Here is an 18,591-nt window from a genome sequence, read left to right on the forward strand (position 1 = left end):
GACCGATCATGCGCGGACGCCGAAAAGCTGATCGGCGTATATCGGTCCCAAGCGAAAGTTCGATCGTTTTGACTCTGACACCCGACGTGTTACCGCCGCAGCGGCGCGACACCTCCGCACTGCGGATCGTGCGAGCGAATTTCTCCGATACCGTCGTATCGGGCGTGCGCACCGGCGGACGGACCGTGGATATCGCGTTGGAGACCGTCGGCGGGGCGCTGTCGGATCTGGTTCGTCGCCGCTTCCAGTGGCGCGAGATGCTGCAACAGGCGTGGTACCTGATCACGGTCACAGCTCTCCCCGCGATACTCATGGCGGTGCCCTTCGGGGTGATCGTCTCGTTGCAGATCGGCAATATGATCCGGGAACTGGGCGGCGACTCCCTGCTGGGGGCGGCGAGCGGGCTCGGGGTCATCAAGCAGGGCGCTCCCATCGCCACCGGGCTACTGCTCGGCGGCGCCGGTGCGGCGGCGATCGCCGCGGACCTCGGCGCACGCACGATCCGTGAAGAAGTGGACGCGCTGCGGGTGATGGGCGTCAGTCCGATCCATCGGCTGGTCATTCCCCGCACCGTCGCCATGGTGCTGGTCGCACCGCTGCTGAATGTGCTGATCATCTTTGCCGGCGTGGTCGCGGGATACATGGTCGCGATCGGCGCACAGGGTGTGACCTCGGGAAGTTACTGGGCTACTTTCGGTTCCTTCACGACGGTCACCGATGTGGGCATTTCGCTGCTGAAGGCCATGGTGTTCGGATTGATCGTCGCGATCATCAGCTGTCAGCGCGGGCTCGAGGCCAAGGGCGGCCCGCGCGGAGTGGCAGACGGAGTGAATGCCTCGGTCGTGCTCTCGGTGGTGTGCATCATGATCGTCAATCTCACTGCCACCCAATTGGTTCAGATGTTCGCTCCGACGAGGTTGGCCTGAATGACCGCGACCAGGTATGCCCCGAAGGGACTGCGCTGGGCCTATCGATTGGTCCGCGACCAGAACGTGCTGCTGCCGGTGGACTCCCTCGGATTCGCCCTGTCGTTCAGCTGGCAGGTGCTCTCGGCCATCCCCATGACGCTGAAGCATTATCGGATGCAAACCCTGCGCGCCATCGGTGACACAACCTGGGGGAGGGGTTCGCTGATCGTCGGCGGCGGTACCGTGCCGATGCTCGTCCTGCTGGGTATGGTGCTCGGCGCCAGTGTCGGCATCGAGTCCTACGGCACCTTGAATATGATCGGGCTCGGCCCACTGACCGGTGTGGTCTCTTCGTTCGCGAATACCCGGGAGCTGGCGCCGATCATCGCCGCCGTCGGATTCGCGGCGCAGGCCGGGTGCCGGATGACCGCCGAGATCGGATCGATGCGCATCTCCGAAGAGATCGATGCGATGGAATGCCTGGGGTTGCGGTCGATTCCGTTCGTGGTAACCACCCGGGTTATCGCCGGTGTCGTGGCGATCGTACCCACCTTCCTGGTGACGCTGATCCTCAGTTATCTGGCCTGTGCCGCGATCGTTGTCGGCGTCCACGGTCAGGCATCGGGGGTGTACCAGCACTATTTCGACCAATTCGTCAGCGGTCCGGATATCGCCGCCGCGGTGCTGAAAGTGCTGGTGTTCGGCGTCGCGGTGATCCTGATCCACTGCTATCAAGGATTTTTCGCCGTCGGCGGGCCGGAAGGTGTGGGAATCGCCTCCGGCCGGGCGGTGCGTGCCAGTTTCGTCGCGATCATCACTTTGGACATGCTGCTGAGCCTGGTCATCTGGGGATTCAGCTCGCCGGTCACGTTCACGGGGTAATGGAATGCCAACGTATGGGTTGCCAGGAGCAGCTACCACCGCGAAGTCCGCGCGCCGGACAGGTGCGATCGCCCTCGCCGTCGCCGCGGTCGTCGCCGCGGTGTGGGGTGAGTATCACGCGGTGCGCGTAGACGATCGAATGGCGGTCACGCTGCGCACCGAGCATATCGGCGACGGCGTGGTCGCCGGAGCTCGGGTGCGGCTGGACGGGGTCGGTGTTGGCGAGGTCACCGGTATAAGCAGTGTCGGAGCCGGGCAGCAGCAGATCACCTTGCGCCTGGACGGCTCTCAGCTCACCGGACTCACCGACACTCTCGGTGTCGACTACGCGCCGTCGAACCTCTTCGGCATCAGCGAGATCGAATTGCGTCGGGGCGAGGGTGGCGCCCCGTTGCGGGAGGGAGCTACCGTCGACCTCACCGGTGCGGCGGCGTCGCGAGTCTCCGATGTCACGATGGGCACACTGATCCGGTCACTGGGGCAGACCACCAACCAGGTACTGACGCCGGAACTGACCGGCGTGCTGACCGAACTCGCCACCGATGCCAAGGCATTCACGCCGATTCTGGAGGCCATCGTGATGCTGGGGCGAGCGGTGGCCGATACCCAGCGATACGATCCGTCCTTTCTGATCGGCCAGTATGCTTCGACGCTGTACGGGACGGCCGAATTCGCGGGCGCCACTGTCGACCTGCTCGACCACATCAACAACATCGAAGTTCTGCGCACCGACCAGCCGCTCTTCGATGCCGGTGTCACCCTGCTCACCGACGACCTGTTCCCCGCGCTCACGAACTTGGGCAACGTCGGGCAGCGGCACTACACCGGCTACAGCGACATGCTGGCGCCATTGCTGAGCATCACCGCCCAGATGGTGCCCACCCCGCACAAGTCGAGTGCGGAGCTGCGAGCCATTCTGGAACGAATCGACAATTCGTTCGTCGACACTCCTGAGGGGCCTGTTCTGCAGCTCGAGCTCACCCTGCGCGGATTTCCCGTCCTAGCCTCCCCGCTGCTCGGCTTCCCTGGGGCCGGAACGGCGCTCGCGCCACCTGCACCGACCGAGCCGGCAGCGATTCCGGGAGGTATCCGATGAAATCGACCGTCTACGTAATCCTGCGTCTAGTGACCTTCGCGGTGGTGATGGCGGCCCTCTTGGCCCTCGTCGTGGCGGCAATCCAGCGGCCGGTAGCCGGGAGTACCGACACGTTCCGGGTGATCTTCACCGATGCCAACGGCTTGAAACCCGGTGACGACGTCCGCATGTACGGCGTGCAGGTGGGCAAGGTCGAGGCGATCACCTTGGATCAGGGGCGGGCCTCGGTACGAGTGACCGTTCAACGCGACCACGCGGTGTACGAGACGAGCACATTCGCGATCCGGTATCAAACGCTGACCGGCCAGCGGTATGTCGACGTGCGTCAGCCGGCCACGCCGGGCCCGAAACTGGCGGCCGGCGTGACCGTTCCGCCCGAGCGCACGATCCCCTCTTTCGACATCACTACGTTGTTCAACGGACTGCAACCGGTGCTGCGGGAGTTCTCGCCCAGCGCGCTCAATCAGTTCGCCGAGAGCGTCCTCGCCGTGATCGAGGGCAACGGCACCGGGTTGGGGCCCGCGCTGGACGCGGTGGAGCAGCTCAGCCGCTACGCCGTCGACAGGCAGACCTTGATCTCCACGCTGGTCCGTAACCTGCACGTCATCGACGACCGTATCGGCGGCAAGTCGCCCTACCTGGAAGACCTGATTCAGGGCCTGACCGACCTGTTCTCGGTGCTGGAGGACAAGCTGAACGGTCTGGTCGACTACGCACTCGCCGCGCCACCGGTGCTCGGCCCCATCGACGATTTGCTCGCGACCCTCGGGTTTACCCCCGATGCCAACCCGGATCTCGACGATGCCCTGCGCGCGGCGTTTCCCGACCCGCAGTCGGCGGTGGAGGTGCTGGGCAAACTTCCCGGCCTCCTGCAGTCGCTGGAAGCGCTACTGCCGAAAACCGGGCCCGAAATGAACACCAGTTGCTCGAAAGGAGACGCCGCGGTGCCACCGCAACTGCGGGTATTCATCGGCGGCCAAAGGATCGCCCTATGCAACCGCTGAACAAATCGCCGCGCGGACGACTTCGATTCCATGGCGATAGACCCGTTCCCGACGACCGAACGGCGCGCCGACGGGAGCTGCGGCTCGGCTTGATCGGCGCGGCCACGGTGGTGTCGGTCCTGGCGGCCTGTGGCATCTTGTACGCGCTGCCACTGGGGAAGGTGGAATACCGAGCCGACCTGAGCGAGTCTGGAGCCATCCGTCCCGGTGAGGACGTACGCGTGGCGGGGATCAACGTGGGCACCGTCGAATCGCTGGAATTGCACGACGATCGAGTGCACATGGTCTTCACGGTGGACGCCGATGTGTTCGTCGGTGATCAGTCGACCCTGGACATTCGCATGTTGACCATAGCTGGCGGCCACTTCGTCGCACTGACGCCCGCGGGGTCGAAGCCGCTGGGCAAGAAGGTGATCGCCAAAGACCGCGTGCGGCTGCCGTACACGCTCGGTCAGGCGTTCCAAGACGCGATAACCCCGGTGCGGGAGGTCGATGGCGAGGTTCTCCGGAACAATCTCGGCCAACTGCAGGCAGCACTGGCCGAGAGCCCGGATGGCCTGCGGCAGCTGGGACGAGCGGTGGATTCCATCGTCGACATCCTCGACCAACAGAATATGGATGTCTCTCGCGCACTGGCGGTTTCCCAGGAATACCTGAGCAGGATCAGCGGAAACACCGCGTTGTACGGTCGGCTCAACAGCAAGCTCAACTTGACCACCGACATCCTCGTCGACAAGCGTGCCGAGCTACGGGTGTCGTTGGCCCTGCTGGCGCGGTTGCTGTCGCGCATCGCGGCAGCCGAACCCGCCTACGACCACACGCTGAAGCCGATGCTGGACGAACTCGCGGAGGCCATCCCGGAGCTCGAGCGGCTCACCGGCCGCCTCGATCAGGTCGTCAACTCCGTCCAGAGCATCGGACAGCAGCTACAGCAGATCGCCGGACCAGACGGGTACGCCCTCGATCAATCGCAGACGACCGTCTCCGCGCCCGCACTGTGCATCCCCGTGCCCGGGAGGTCGTGCTGATGCGACGACTTCTCGCGTCCCGTGGATTCATGTCGGTCACGACCGTCCTGGTCCTGGTCGGGGTCTGCGCCGCCGCCTACCTCGTGCTGACCGGAGCCGGTAAGTCGATGCGCTCGTACTGCGCGATGATGCCGGACGCGGTGGGGCTCTACCAGGGCAGCCACGTCACGATGCTCGGGATCCCGGTCGGCTCAGTGACACGGATCGAGCCGTCCGGTGATGGCGTTCGTGTCGATTTCACTGTCGAAGCCGATCACCCCCTGCGCGGCGACGTATCAGCGGTGACGCTGTCCGACACACTCGTCGCCGATCGCAACCTCGCCATTCTGTCCGCGCCGAGACCGGCGGCCAAGTGGGACGCCGGCCGGTGCATCACCCGGTCTCTCACTCCCAAGAGTATGACCGAGACGTTGAACGCCTTGTCGAAGCTTGCCACCGAGCTGAGCGCCCCGGACGACACGGGCAAACGGGACACGGTGAGCGCAGGACTGTCGGCTCTGGACACCGCCGTGGCGGGCACCGGCCCCGCGCTCAACGAGCTGATCTTCAAACTAGGCGATGCGTTGAAATCGCCGGATGCGGCCATCGGACGCATCGGTGAACTGATCGACGCGATCAGCAAACTCGGCGCGGTACTGAAGAACAACTGGGGCGACCTGGAACACATGCTGACGCGACTCGGCGGAATGCTGGATCAGGCCAATAGCGAGGTGATCGCGCCCTTCATCGAAATCGTCGATGGACTGCGAGTGATCCTGCCCTGGTTCAACGACATCACCACCACATTCGGAAAGCCGCTGCTGAACCTCGTGCGCGCGACCGTCCCGTTGGTTCGCTGGGCGGGCGCCAATGTCGGCACCCTTGAACAACTCGTGAACATGATCCCTGCGCTGACCACCGCCTTCCAGCGGTCCGTCGATCCGAGCACCGGCCAGGCCGCACTCTCCTACGCTCCACCCAAAGTCGCTCTGGGTCGAGCCGATGCCGCACAGGTGTGCTCGGCGATCAACGCGACACTCCCTGGCCGCTGCCGCGGAGCTGAAAACGGTTTGGCGACGATCGATCTGGTTCCGCTGGTGCTGGCTATGGCAGGTGCACGATGAGGGGTCGGGGCGGAAAGAAGGGCACGACGAGACTGTTCGCGCTCGTTGTCGCTGGTACCACGCTCGGCGGTTGTGCCTTCGATCCGTCGGCCATCACGATCCCCGGCACCGGCCGCGGCGAGGCATACCGCGTGCATGTCGAATTCGCTACTGCCCTCAACCTGCCCGCACGGGCGAAGGTGATGGCCAACGGCGTACAGGTGGGTGATCTGGCGGCAGTGACCGTGGTCGACCCCACGGCAACGGTTCCAGGCCATGTGATCGCGGATCTCGACATCGATCGAGCGGTAGAGCTGCCCGCGCGCACGACCGCGCAATTACGGCAGAACACCCTCTTGGGGGACGTCTTCATCGAGCTGACCACACCGTCGAACGGATTCGACAACACTCTGGCCGACGGCGGCAGCATCCCGATCGCGCAGACGAAACCAGCTGTGCAGGTGGAAGACGTGATGGCCGGCCTCGCGACATTTGTCCAGGGCGGTGCGGTCCACCAATTCCAGGACCTGGTGAACCGCATGAACGCGGTGCTGCCGCAACAACCTCCCGATACAGCTCGCATCACGCAGGTCATCGGTGCCGACTTCGAAGACATCGCCCGGCATCTCGATGAGGTGGACCGCTTCCTCGACGGAATGGAGGCCGACACGGCGATGGTGCTGGACCGCGATCGAGCGTTGCGTGGACTGCTGAGCGAGGAAGGTACGACCCACGTCACCTCGGCACTGAAGTCCTTGATCCTCGTCCTGGGGGTAGCGGGCGTCATGGGCGATCTCGTCCACTCCTTCTCCTGGATGACCTCCCTGGTGACAGCGGGCGATGCCGCCGCAAAAGCCTTGATGCCGCTGCTGTTCACCAACCGGCCGTTGGACCTGAACGCGCCGTCGAATCTCAACCGAATCGTGTCGCTCATCCGAGATCAGATCATTCCGTTCGCCGAGCACGGGGCGAAGGTGAACATCACCCGCATAGACGCCGGGACCGGCATCCCCGCCGACGAGCAGACCAGCCGGATCATCGACACCCTGCGCATGATCGGAGCCGTGCGATGACATCACGAGTTCTGGGCCCGGCGGTCTCGCTGGGCAGCCTCGCGGCCGTGTTACTCCTCGGCCTCACCTACCTCACCTTCGATGTGGTCGGTGTCGACTGGTTCACCAGATACTCCACACTGACCATGACACTGACCAACTCGGGCAGCCTCGGCCCGCGCTCGCCGGTCCTTCTGTCCGGCGTCCGGGTCGGCGAGATCGTTTCCGTGCGCAACGAGAACGGTGGTGTCCAGGTCGGCATGCGCGTGCGGGACGACCACCGCATCCCGGTCGCCAGCACGGTGATCATCGAAAACCTCTCCGCGCTGGGCGAACCGCAGGTCCGATTCACTCCCGTCCAAGGCGGCGACGGACCGTACCTGCGCGACGGACAGCACATCGACACCGCGGCGATCCGTACGCCGACGTCGATACCGGAGGTCGCGCGCCAAGTGACTCATCTGATGGAACAACTGGACCCGCAGGCACTGGAAGCCATCATCGAGACCTTCGGCCAGGGGCTGGCCGGCACCGACGTCGTCGTCCCGCAACTCGCCCGGTCGACCTCCCTGCTGGCCGCGACCCTGCTGGCCCGAACCGATGCGATCCGAGCCATGCTGGTCGACCTTCAGGCATTGGGCGCGGACATGGACTGGACCGGTCCGGCGATGAGCGCAGCCGCGCCGGGCTGGACACAGATCGGCGCTTCCATGAACGACCTCGCGCGAGCCATCGAGAAGTACGTCCGGATCGGCACCGTGCCGGACATGTACGTAGAGGGCAACGGCGTCATACCGTTCGCCGGTCAACTCACCCGCTATCTGGATGAGATGGGCCCGGACCTCGCCCGGTTGGTGCCCGTGCTCACCCCAGCAGCCGCGCAGGCCACTGGGCAGCTGAGCCGCGTCGACCTCAGCGCGCTGATTTCGCAAGCGCTCGCCGAAACCGGGGACGGCGTCGTGCGCTTGCAGATCAACGTCAAATAGCGGACTCGCACAGATCGAAACAACACCGCAGGAGTGCACATGACCATCGAGACCAACGACCGAATCGGCGAGGAAACGACAACCGACCGGCCTGCACCGGCAGGCGACCGATCCGTAGCGGCTGGGCGGGCATCGTGGACGGTGTCGATACGGCCGTCCGGAATCGCACTCGCAGCCGCGTTCATCGCCGTCGTAACGGCGATGGGCGTCTTCGCCGCGCTGTGGCTTTCGACTCGTAGCCAGCTCAGCGACCGCGACGCCGCAGCCGCGGCCCACCGCCGTGCCGAGCAAGTCGCCACGGATTACGCGGTCGGCGCCTCCACCATCAACTTCCAGGACTACAACGCGTGGATCACCAAGCTCAAGGCGAACACCAGCGCGCCGCTGGCGAACAAATTCGACGCCACCGCTCCGAAACTGCAGGAGATCCTGGTGCCGTTGAAATGGTCCTCGACCGCCACACCGATCAATGCCGTCGTCGCCTCCGAGAACGGCGGCGTGTACAAGGTGAACGTCTTCTTGAACGTCAACTCCACCAGCGCCCAAACTCCTGACGGAGGCCAGACGACGGTGACCTACAACGTCACGGTCGACTCGGGTGCGGGATGGAAGATCACGGATGTCGGAGGTATGGACGGCGCTCTGCCGTTGAAATGACCACTCCTGGCGACCTCGTTCTGGTTCATCATGCTGCCGCCGACGATGGTCGCTTCGGGATGGGCGGGCTGGACATGCGATCACCATATAACGGTCACAATGTTGCCATTATCACTTGACCGGAAGGCGTATATCGGCAACACTGTAACCATTATGAGTAGACGAGTAGCTGTCGATGACTACATCGATCCTGATTCGCGCTTCGTGAGCGTCGAGGGCCACAACGTTCACTACAAGCGGGCGGGGTCGGGGCGATCGGTACTGCTCCTACACGGCAGCGGCTCGTCGCTGCACTGTTTCGACCAGGTGGCCGCGACCTTGTCGTCGTCTTTCGACGTGATTCGCCCCGACCTGCCCGGGTTCGGTCTCACGGGTCCGCGCACCGACCGCGACTACCGGGTGCAGACATATGCCAAGACCGTCGCCGCCTTCTTGAATTCCCTCGGAGTGGTCAATGCTTCGGTGGTAGGCAATTCGCTCGGCGGCAACATCGCTTGGAATTTCGCACTGGATTACCCGCAGCGTGTGGATCGGCTCGTGCTGATCAATGCCACCGGCTATCCGGGCAAGTCGCTGCCGTTGGCGCTGCGGCTGGCACGCAATCCGATCGGTCGAGTGTTGTTGCCCCGCTTGGCTTCTCGGTCGGCCACCGCACGCAATTTGCGCTCGGCGGTCGGGTCACGATCGTCGGTGGTGGACGACGAGATGATCGACCGGGTCTACGCGATGCTGACCAGGCCCGGCAACCAACAGGCATTCATCGACTTCGCCAATACCGACCAGATCGACCGCACCGCCGAGATTCCGTCCATCACTGCGCCCACTCTCGTGTTGCGTAGCGCGTCTATCGACGGCCAGCACTTCACCCGCGATATCCCCGGCAGCCACGAACGAGTCCACCCCGGCGGCGGCCACCTGCTCCCCGATGAAGATCCGGCGTGGGTGGCAGGCGCGGTCCTGGACTTCCTGACCACCGAGGTGACCGCACAGACGAAGGAAAAGCGATGAAGTACTTCGTGGCCCGCGGCGAGACCCGTCGCTTGGACGGGCTTACCCGGCATGAGCTACGCGGTGAGTTCCTCCAATGCGGCGATGGAATCAGTCACTACGAGCTGAGCGGGCCCGCCGGGGCAGAAACCGTCGTCTTCGCGGGCGGTCTCACTGTCCCCCTGTTCTACTGGGATGAACTCGCCGCCGAACTCCACCGGCGGGGATTCCGCACGCTTACCTACAGCGCCTACGGACGGGGCTATTCCGATCGGGTGCAGGCACGCTACGACGAGGCGCTGTTCGTGCGGCAACTCACCGACCTGACCGAGCGCCTGGAGTTGTCCGAGCCGTACCACCTCGTCGGAACTTCGATGGGTGCGCTGGTGAGCATGGCTTTCGCCGAGCGGCACGTCGACCGGTTGGCTACCTTGACGTTGGCGGGCCCCGCTGGGTTGCAGCCCGCACCTGCCGCCGCACGGCTGTTGCGCCACGAGTTCTTGGGAACCGTCCTGGCCAAGAGTCTGGGTAGCAGAATGCTCGACCGGCACCTCTCGCACAACGTGCGCGATCCGCAGCAGTCCGCGGCACTCACCGCAATGGTGCGGGAGTGCTACCAGTTCGAAGGCTCGATCTACGCGTTGGCCGCCACGATCGCCGACTTTCCGCTGGGCGGCCGCCAGGATCTCTACCGGCGAACCGGCCACCTGCCGGTGCCGAAGATGCTGCTGTGGGGCGATCGAGATCAGGTCACTCCTATCAGGAGCTTCGACGAGGTGTGCGCGTTGCTGATGCCCACCGAGTCGCACATCTTCTCGCCCTGCGGGCACATGGTCCCCTATGAGGAGCCCGTCCAAATGAGTTCCCGATTCGCCGCTTTCGTCGACGCCGCCAAGGAAGGGACGCACCGATGACGACCCAGCCGAACACCGATATCGTCGATGTCCTCGTCGTCGGCGCCGGGCCGACCGGCACCGCCTTGGCGATCGATCTGACCCGTCGCGGACGGGCGGTGCGGATCATCGACAAGGCCGCGCACGCCTTCGAGGGTTCGCGAGCGAAGGGAGTCCAGCCGCGCACCCTGGAAGTGTTCGAAGACCTCGGCGTCCTCGATGGCATTCGCGCCGGCGGAGCCGACTACCCGCTGCTGGGCATCCATGCGGGTCGGCTGAACATTCCTTGGCGCATGATCTCGCATACCGACGTGAGTTCGGATGTGCCGCACCCGAATACATGGTTGATCCCCCAATTCCGCACCGACGCCGCACTGCGCGCCGGACTGTGGCGGCTGGGCGTGTCCGTCGAATCCAACTGCGAACTGGTCGGATTCGAACAGCATCCGGATACGGTCGTGGCGACGGTTTCCGGTCCCGACGGTGTGACCGAGATCGGCGCTCACTACCTGGTCGGTGCCGACGGTGGCGCCAGCACGGTCCGGAAAACCGCGGGCATCGGCTTCGAGGGAACAACGGACGAAGCCGATCGGGTGATCATCGTCGACGCCGTGGTGGACGGCCTTTCCCGGGACCGCTGGCATGTGTGGCCGCGTCCGGGTGGCCGGTTCGTCGGTGCGTGTCCGCTGCCGCATTCCGATCGGTTTCAGGTGATGATCCGTCTGCGCCCCGATGAGGAGCCCGATCTCGACGAGGACAGCCTGAACGCTCGCATCCGCAAGCAGACCGGCGACAAACACATCCGTTTGTCGCATATCAGCTGGAAGTCGGTGTTCCGCCCCAACATTCGCCTGGCTGAACGCTACCGTTCGGGTCGGGTGTTCGTCGCCGGTGACGCCGCTCATGTCCATCCCCCCACGGGTGCGCAAGGACTGAACACCGGTGTGCAGGACGCCTACAACCTGGGCTGGAAACTCGGTCAAGTGCTCGCCGGCGCACCGGACAGCCTGCTCGACACCTACGAAGCCGAGCGTCAGCCGATCGCGGCCGGGGTCTTGGGCTTGTCGATCGAGAAGTATCAGGGTTTGTCCAAGCTTGACCCGTCGTCCATCAAACGCGGTGATGACGAACGCCAGCTGGGCCTCCATTACCGCGGCGGCCCCCTGGCGGCGGATGATGCCCAACGAACCGCGACGCTGCGGGTGGGCGATCGCGCACCGGATGCGAGGCTGCTCAGCACGACAGGGGGATCGCAACGGCTGTTCGATCTCTTCGCCGGACCGCATTTCACCGCAATCGCCTACGGTCCCGCGGCGGCCGAGGACCTGGCCGCACTGCCGTGGCCCGCGAGGGGCGCGGGGCTGAAACGGGTCACCGTCGACAGTGGTGATCAGGCGGAGGCGGATGTGGTCCTCGCCGACATCACCGAGTCCTTTGCCCGGATCTATGGCCTGACCGACTCCACCCTGCTGCTGATCCGCCCCGACGGTTACATCGGCTCGATCGCCACCACCGACTGGACCGCGCGCACATTGAAGTCCGTCATCGCGATGACCCCGGCAGTCGGATCCCCCGTGACACACATCATCGGGAGGGAGGAGTGAACCGCGGCGGCTCACCCGTCCTGGTGGGCTCAGCTATGGACGAGGGGTGCGCGATCACGCTGCGGCGACATCCCGTGTGGTGCGGATACCTCGCCGACTTGACGAGGTTCGGGTTTCGAATGCCCGAGGAAGGTCCGGCTGCCGCCATCGGCGTCGCTGAGGGCGCGTTCATGAGATTGGGAATGCGATGTTGTGGCACTTGATGGTCGATTTCGGTCTGGGTTCCCCGTTGCATTTCGTCGCCTCTCGCGAGGCGGCCGTAACGTTCGCGCGGGAGGTGATCGATAAGGGCTGGGCGCGGGCCGCCGCCGTCGATGATCGCGTAGACCAGAGCTACCCCACGATGCCGTGCCAATTCCTGTATGCGCCGGCGAGTGGGATGAACCCCGCGCGAACCTTCTGAAACGCCCGATAGATCGAGGCTGCGCGGTGAAGCACTTCACCGCGCAGCCGTTCTAGCAGCGTAGGTGAATGCGTGGGCCGTGATTGGCGGTCCATCCAGGTGGTTTCGTGACCGAAGCGCGCCACATGCCGCTTCGACCTTCTCGCCCGCAGTAGTGCGGATATTGCCAAGTAATATCAGCCACACCGTTGCCGATTCGATTGGACAGAAGCGATCGATAACGGCAACGATGTTGCCATTATGGTCACTCGATTAGCAATGCACGACACCCTTCCCTCGTATCCGCACTGCCCGATCGCGCGCGGACCCCGCATCAGGTCGATGGCTCAAATCGCCTACGCCTTCGCCGTGGTCATGCTCGGCACGACCCTGCCGACGCCGCTGTACACGCTGTATGCCGCCCAACTCGGCTTCTCCATCGGCATGTCCACCACGATTTTCGCCGCCTATGCCGCCGGAGTCGTGGCGGCGCTAATTCTGTTCGGCCGATGGTCGGACACGCTCGGACGCCGACCACTACTCATTGCCGGACTCGCCTGTTCCGCAGCCAGTTCGCTAGTCTTCCTCACCGCCGGGCCGGTGTGGCAGTTGCTGGTCGGACGGGCGCTCTCGGGACTGTCGGCCGGCATCTTCACCGGTACCGCAACCGCAATGATCGTCGAAGCCGCACCTGCGAAATGGAAGAACCGAGCCACTACGGTCGCCGGCGTCGCAAATATCGGGGGATTGGGCATAGGGCCAACACTGTCGGGGGTGCTGGCGCAGTATGTCCCTTGGCCACTGCACAGCGTCTTCGCTGTGCACCTGGCGATGATCGGGGTAGCTGCGCTCGCGATCGGGCATGTAAAGGAGACCGTTGCGGCGCAGCCCGGAGTTCTGCTCACCGTGCAGCGGCTGTCCATTCCGCCTCAGGCGCGGGGGGTGTTCACTCGTGCGGCGCTGGCCGCGTGCGCCGGGTTCTGCGTAATCGGTCTGTTCGCGTCGGTCGTGCCGACGTTCCTGAATGAATCCCTGCACGTTCATGACAAGGCTATGGTCGGCTTGCTGGTTTCCGCGGCGTTTGCCGCGTCGGCGGGTACCCAAGCGTTCACCAGGACGCTACCTGCCTCCAAGGCCATGATCCTCGGTTGTGCGGCCCTGATACTCAGCGCCGCGCTGCTCGCCACAGCGTTGAGCACTCGGTCGGTGGTCGTCCTCACTGCGGCCGCGCTGATGACCGGCCTCGGGCATGGCGCGAGCTTCGGCAAAGGGCTCGGCGCGGTGGTGGAAGCGGCTCCGCAATCGCAGCGCGGCGAGATCGCCTCCGCCTATTTCGTCGTGGCCTATTTCGCGATTTCCGTGCCGATCCTGGGTGTCGGCTTCGCCGCCCAGCGCTGGAGCCTGTCCCTCATCGGAATCGTTTTCGGTGTAGTGGTCGCCGCCGTGGCCACGGCGGCGCTGGTCGGTGCGCTCTGCGCCGCCCGGCCCCGCGAGAATGTGAGACGCGAGCCCGCTATTCGGGCTTGAGTGAATCACTCTGCGGCGCGCCCTCCGAGCCCGTCCACGAGTCGTTCTCGTCGACGGCACTGGCTTTCACGCCCTCCGCGCTCGGAACCGGCATCGCCTGTTGACATCGAGCTCAATAATGGCAACACTGTTACCATTATAATGGATGCACTTTGCCCGTCGCACTTGTGTCGGATCGGAGGCGGTCATGAATCCTGACCGTCGCTTGTTGCTGCGTGTCAGGGAACTTCCCCGTCGCCAGCCGTTCGTACCATCTCTCGGAAATCCCTATCCCTTCTGACGATTAGGATTTGAAGGCTCGCCATGCTCGGCCGATCAACCAAAACTCGCGTATCGGGTGCCCCCGCTGTCACTTTCGGCAATCGGGACGCGGTTTACGATTTCTACCGCGAGCATCGTCCAGACCTGCTGCGAGCAAAGCTGTCCTGCGCCGTCATGAGCCATCGCTTCCGGCCCAGGGTGGCGTATGCAGACGGCGCCCGCGCCGAGTTGGCGCAGCTGATCCGCGCGGACGCGCGCTTGATCATCTCCATCAATCACCTCAGCACCCAGGACCCCTACCTCTTGGCTGGACTCGCCTGGCGCAGCGTGTTCCGCCCGAGGATCGGCCGCATTCGAGTGCTGGCGAAGGACGAGCTGTTCAACGATCCACAGCACCGCACCCGAATCGACGCGATGGGCGGCATCCCCGTCTTCCGTGGCAAGGACCACGGGATACGCGCCGCGCACGCCGCCGGAATGCAGCTGATAGATACCTGCGTATATCGTTTGGCCAGCGGCGATGACCTGGCGATCTTCCCGGAGGGAACCTGCAATGAAACCGACCCGACCCGAGTGCAGCCGATCGGCACCGGTATCGGGCACATCCTCGCACGTGCACGAGATGCCGGTATCGCACCGACATTGGTGTGTATCGGCCTCAGCTACGGTCTCGACACCGCCGACGTGGAGTCGGCCAGCTTCTACCTCGACTCTCCGTGCACCAACCTTCCCAACCGTCCAACAGAAATCAGTCGAATGGCCTCCGCGCGCATGCAACAAGCCCTCGACGGCGCACTACGAAGCTACTGAGGCAATCTCACGTACGCTGTCGGCGTCGAGGCACGACCCAGTTCGTCGGTAGACGAAGCGCAAACTTTTGCCGATGACCAGCAGATTCTGGCTGCCACCTCGAGCGCCCACCAACTAGCCGTTGCCGGCCCGAGGCGGTTCATCCCTGGCCCGTGAGGGCGGTACTCCGGAGCCGGTCCCGGTGGTGTTGACGCCGACCGGGCCACCCCAGTACGGCAGGCTCGGGTTCACCGACCCGGCGAGTTCGGGGGTGATCTTTACCAGCGCGATGTCGGTCTACAAGCACCGCAACGTGGTCGAACGCTGCTTCAACCGACTCAAACAGTTCCGTGGCCTGGCCACCCGCTACGCCAAACGCGCCGCCTACTACCACGCCGAACTAACCATCGCCGCGATCATCCTGTGGCTGCGGTGAATTACAGGACAGGCGCTAACCCGATGGGCTTGTTGTTCCCGGCACGCAACGGGTCGCTACGCAACCCGAACAACTTCGGCCGCACCTGGCGCGCCGCCCGCGGCGAGGACTTCGCATGGGTCACTCCGCGCACCTTCCGCAAGGGCGTGGCGACCGCGGTCGATCACGCCTTCGATGACCCCGAACGCGCCACCCGCCAGCTCGGCAACACTCGCGAGGTCGCCAAGACCCACTACATCGACGTGCCCGAAACGGTGCCCGACAACCGGGCCGTGCTCGAAGCCTGGGCACGCGGGGAGAGCCCGAAAACGTGAGATTTCTGTGAGATGGGTCGAATCCCGAGCCCTTGCTGCTGAATGAGAAAACCCCTTCCGATGCAGGTCGGAAGGGGTTTTCCGGTGTCGGGCTGACAGGATTTGAACCTGCGACCACTTGACCCCCAGTCAAGTGCGCTACCAAACTGCGCCACAGCCCGTTGCGTCCGCTTCGCGGTGCTCGAAGAGATTACCGCACGAGCCGGGACGGGAGCTAATCGCCTAGTCAGAGAGGGTTCGGGACGGTGGTCCCGGTGGGGGAGTGCGCCAGCCGGTCGGGGCCGAGGAGGAGGGTGCGGGCGGCTGGGTGGGCGTGTGCCGTCACCCGTGTGAGGTGCGGCTGTGTCATCACCATCCGGGGCGTGCGCCGAGCACGAATAGCGAGTACCGCGCTACTCGGGATTTGGGTGGTTGTGGGGGCTAGGTTCATGCTGGTGCTCGGTCGGCGGGGAAGGAGATCACGGTGCCCACGGTGAATTTCGGTACGAAGGATGATCCTGGGTTCGAGCTCGAGGAGAGTCCGGATCTGATCGTGGTGCGGACCCATAGTGGGCGTGGGATCCGGCGGAAAACCGGGTCGGTGGCCACGCCGCTGGCCGGTGAGCTCGATGACGCCACATTGGTGCAGGCCTTCCCGGAGGCGGGGGTGGAGGTGTATCGGCTGCCCGCGGGGGCTTCGGTGGAGGAACGCAAACCCGTGCTGAACGAGGCGCCGGAGGTGCGGTTCGCCGGGCGTGTGCTGGTGGATCCGGGTACCGAGGAGCCGGTGCTGTACACGGAGAACATCTTCGTGAAGTTCGTCGACCGGGTCGATCACGAACATTGTCTGGACGTCTTGGCGACAGCGGGTCTGCGGGTCAAAGAGGTGGTCACGTATGCGACGAACGCCTATTTCACCGCGGCGCCGGAGGGCACCGGTCAGCGGGTGTTCGATATCGCGAATTCGCTGCTGAGTCGCGACGACGTCGAGTACTGCCACCCGGAGCTGATCCGGCGCCGTTCCCGCAAGGCGATCTTCCCGCAGCAGTGGCACCTGAAGAAGACGGTGATCGGCGGCGTGCCGGTCGACGCGCACGCCGCGGTGGAAGCGGCCCACACCGTCACGCGCGGGGCCGGGGTGACGATCGCGATCATCGATGACGGTGTCGACATCGACCATCCCGAGTTCAGCGGTGGCCGGAAGGTGGTCGCGCCGCGCGACGTCACCATGCAGATCAACGATCCGCGGCCCAAGGACATGTTCGGCACCGGCCCCGACCGCGGTGAGAACCACGGCACGGCGTGCGCGGGTGTGGCGTGCGCGAACGGCAAGGCGGGGGCGTCGGGAGTGGCGCCGGAGGCCGCGCTGATGCCGATCCGGCTCGCCTCGGGCCTCGGATCGCAGGCTGAGGCGCGCGCCTTCGTGTGGGCCGCCGATCACGGCGCCGACGTCATCTCGTGCAGTTGGGGTCCGCCGGACGGCGCGTGGTTCCGGCCGAACGACTCGCTGCACAACAAGGTGGTGCCGCTGCCCGCGAGCACGCGGTTGGCCATCGAACACGCCGTCACCACCGGACGCGGCGGTAAGGGTTGTGTGGTGCTGTTCGCGGCGGGCAACGGCAACGAGTCCGTCGACAACGACGGCTACGCCAGTTTCGCCAAGGTCATCGCCGTCGCGGCCTGCAATGACACCGGAAAACGCAGTGTGTACAGCGATTTCGGGAAAGCGGTGTGGTGCGCCTTCCCCAGTAGCGACTTCGGGCACAGGCCGTTCGGGCATCCGGCCCCGCTCACTCCGGGCATCTGGACGGTCGACCGGCGCGGCCGCGACGGCTACAACCCGGGCGATCCCCAGTCGGGCGATGGAGCGGGCAACTACACCAACGACTTCGGCGGCACCTCCAGCGCTTGCCCGGGAGCTGCGGGCGTGGTGGCTCTGGTGTTGTCGGTGAATCCGGATCTGAGGTGGCACGAGGTCAAGAACCTGCTGAAAGGGGCCTGCGACAAGATCGATCCGCAGGGCGGCCGCTACGGCGTGGACGGGCACAGCGACAAGTACGGGTACGGCCGACTCAACGCGCTCACCGCGGTTCGAGCGGCCCGGCCCGCGGTGCCCAGTCCGCTGCCGGTGCGCTGAACCGCCGTCCGCCGAACCGGTCAGGACAGGTGTCAGGTGAGGCGGGAGTAGGGGAGGCGCTACTCCGTAATGCGGCCGACGTGTCCCACGGCGGGTCGCGGCGTGTGTCCGCGTTCCTCGGCTGTTGGTCCGGGAGAGACTGAGTAGGTGATGCAGGACAGCGATCAGCTGATCGTGGTGGACGCCGCGAATGTCGTCGGCTCGCGCCCCGATGGATGGTGGCGCGATCGTTCCGGTGCGGCACGGCGATTGCTCACGAAAATGTCCGGGCTCGAAGAGCGCTTGGAGCAACCGGCCGAGTTGATCGTCGTGCTGGAGGGAGCGGCGAAGGCCGCGGTCGCCGGTGCGTCGGATCCGGAATTCGCCGACCTGCGTGTCGTGCAGGCGGACGGTTCGGGAGATGACGCGATAGTCGGTGTGGTGGCCGCGGCGTTCGCGGCGAACGGCAATCGTCCGATCACAGTCGTGACGGCCGATCGCGGTCTCCGTGACCGTGTCGAGGCGATCGGGGCGAAGACGGTCGGTCCTCGCTGGCTACTGGACCGCATCGGGTCGTAGCGGTGGGGACGGCGGCAGCGCGAGCCCGG

19 protein-coding genes and 1 tRNA gene are annotated in these 18,591 nt (G+C 65.0%); 19 read left to right on the forward strand and 1 reads right to left on the reverse strand.

The features are described from left to right. Window positions 1-68: 68 nt before the first annotated feature. From ON34_RS32405 to ON34_RS32485, 17 genes are all read left to right on the forward strand, one after another. Window positions 69-926 carry an MlaE family ABC transporter permease gene (locus ON34_RS32405; protein WP_051023453.1) on the forward strand — a complete coding sequence of 286 codons (858 nt, stop codon included), beginning with the start codon at window positions 69-71 and terminating at the stop codon, window positions 924-926. Then, entirely contained in the window at window positions 927-1,790 is an 864-nt protein-coding gene (locus ON34_RS32410) for an ABC transporter permease (protein ID WP_039804980.1), read from the forward strand. 4 nt (window positions 1,791-1,794) lie between these two features. Beyond that, window positions 1,795-2,886, forward strand: a complete 1,092-nt coding sequence (locus tag ON34_RS32415) for an MlaD family protein (RefSeq protein ID WP_174372098.1) — start codon at window positions 1,795-1,797, stop codon at window positions 2,884-2,886. Beyond that, entirely contained in the window at window positions 2,883-3,890 is a 1,008-nt protein-coding gene (locus ON34_RS32420) for an MlaD family protein (protein WP_040787077.1), read from the forward strand. Before ON34_RS32415 ends, ON34_RS32420 begins: the two co-directional genes overlap by 4 nt. After that, window positions 3,878-4,918: an MlaD family protein gene (locus ON34_RS32425; protein ID WP_040787079.1), complete on the forward strand. Its 1,041-nt coding sequence runs from the start codon at window positions 3,878-3,880 to the stop codon at window positions 4,916-4,918. The genes ON34_RS32420 and ON34_RS32425 overlap by 13 nt, the downstream gene beginning before the upstream one ends. A gap of 29 nt (window positions 4,919-4,947) precedes the next feature. Continuing rightward, complete coding sequence (locus tag ON34_RS32430) at window positions 4,948-6,021, forward strand: MlaD family protein (RefSeq protein WP_245548303.1); 1,074 nt, start codon at window positions 4,948-4,950, stop codon at window positions 6,019-6,021. Continuing rightward, a complete protein-coding gene (locus ON34_RS32435; protein WP_040787081.1) occupies window positions 6,018-7,073 on the forward strand; it encodes an MlaD family protein in 1,056 nt (351 codons plus the stop codon). Before ON34_RS32430 ends, ON34_RS32435 begins: the two co-directional genes overlap by 4 nt. Then, a complete protein-coding gene (locus ON34_RS32440) occupies window positions 7,070-8,038 on the forward strand; it encodes an MlaD family protein (protein WP_040787083.1) in 969 nt (322 codons plus the stop codon). The genes ON34_RS32435 and ON34_RS32440 overlap by 4 nt, the downstream gene beginning before the upstream one ends. A 39-nt stretch (window positions 8,039-8,077) precedes the next feature. Continuing rightward, window positions 8,078-8,695, forward strand: a complete 618-nt coding sequence (locus ON34_RS32445) for a hypothetical protein (RefSeq protein WP_051023454.1) — start codon at window positions 8,078-8,080, stop codon at window positions 8,693-8,695. Window positions 8,696-8,725: 30 nt separating this feature from the next. Further along, complete coding sequence (locus ON34_RS32450) at window positions 8,726-9,703, forward strand: alpha/beta fold hydrolase (protein ID WP_245548304.1); 978 nt, start codon at window positions 8,726-8,728, stop codon at window positions 9,701-9,703. Then, window positions 9,700-10,596, forward strand: a complete 897-nt coding sequence (locus tag ON34_RS32455) for an alpha/beta fold hydrolase (protein WP_040787084.1) — start codon at window positions 9,700-9,702, stop codon at window positions 10,594-10,596. Before ON34_RS32450 ends, ON34_RS32455 begins: the two co-directional genes overlap by 4 nt. After that, on the forward strand, window positions 10,593-12,179 hold the full coding sequence (locus tag ON34_RS32460) for an FAD-dependent oxidoreductase (RefSeq protein WP_051023456.1): 1,587 nt from the start codon (window positions 10,593-10,595) through the stop codon (window positions 12,177-12,179). Before ON34_RS32455 ends, ON34_RS32460 begins: the two co-directional genes overlap by 4 nt. 199 nt (window positions 12,180-12,378) lie before the next feature. After that, on the forward strand, window positions 12,379-12,582 hold the full coding sequence (locus ON34_RS32465; protein ID WP_157172563.1) for a hypothetical protein: 204 nt from the start codon (window positions 12,379-12,381) through the stop codon (window positions 12,580-12,582). A gap of 348 nt (window positions 12,583-12,930) precedes the next feature. Beyond that, on the forward strand, window positions 12,931-14,088 hold the full coding sequence (locus ON34_RS32470; protein ID WP_281032477.1) for an MFS transporter: 1,158 nt from the start codon (window positions 12,931-12,933) through the stop codon (window positions 14,086-14,088). Between the two features lie 435 nt (window positions 14,089-14,523). Beyond that, complete coding sequence (locus ON34_RS32475) at window positions 14,524-15,159, forward strand: 1-acyl-sn-glycerol-3-phosphate acyltransferase (RefSeq protein WP_245548305.1); 636 nt, start codon at window positions 14,524-14,526, stop codon at window positions 15,157-15,159. A 181-nt stretch (window positions 15,160-15,340) separates the two neighbouring features. Further along, window positions 15,341-15,574 carry a transposase gene (locus ON34_RS36660; RefSeq protein ID WP_083889966.1) on the forward strand — a complete coding sequence of 78 codons (234 nt, stop codon included), beginning with the start codon at window positions 15,341-15,343 and terminating at the stop codon, window positions 15,572-15,574. Beyond that, complete coding sequence (locus tag ON34_RS32485; protein ID WP_157172564.1) at window positions 15,571-15,888, forward strand: hypothetical protein; 318 nt, start codon at window positions 15,571-15,573, stop codon at window positions 15,886-15,888. The genes ON34_RS36660 and ON34_RS32485 overlap by 4 nt, the downstream gene beginning before the upstream one ends. Before the next feature lie 87 nt (window positions 15,889-15,975). Here ON34_RS32485 and ON34_RS32490 read toward each other — a convergent pair. Beyond that, window positions 15,976-16,049 (reverse strand) — tRNA-Pro (locus tag ON34_RS32490). Window positions 16,050-16,351: 302 nt separating this feature from the next. Here ON34_RS32490 and ON34_RS32495 point away from each other — a divergent pair. Continuing rightward, window positions 16,352-18,004: a S8 family peptidase gene (locus ON34_RS32495; RefSeq protein WP_051023459.1), complete on the forward strand. Its 1,653-nt coding sequence runs from the start codon at window positions 16,352-16,354 to the stop codon at window positions 18,002-18,004. Between the two features lie 150 nt (window positions 18,005-18,154). Then, the gene (locus ON34_RS32500) at window positions 18,155-18,562 is read left to right on the forward strand and encodes a hypothetical protein (protein WP_085997180.1); all 408 of its coding nucleotides are present in this window, start codon (window positions 18,155-18,157) and stop codon (window positions 18,560-18,562) included. Window positions 18,563-18,591 lie beyond the last annotated feature (29 nt).

It is taken from the genome of Nocardia pneumoniae NBRC 100136, from assembly GCF_000308755.1.
GTDB lineage: Bacteria > Actinomycetota > Actinomycetes > Mycobacteriales > Mycobacteriaceae > Nocardia > Nocardia pneumoniae.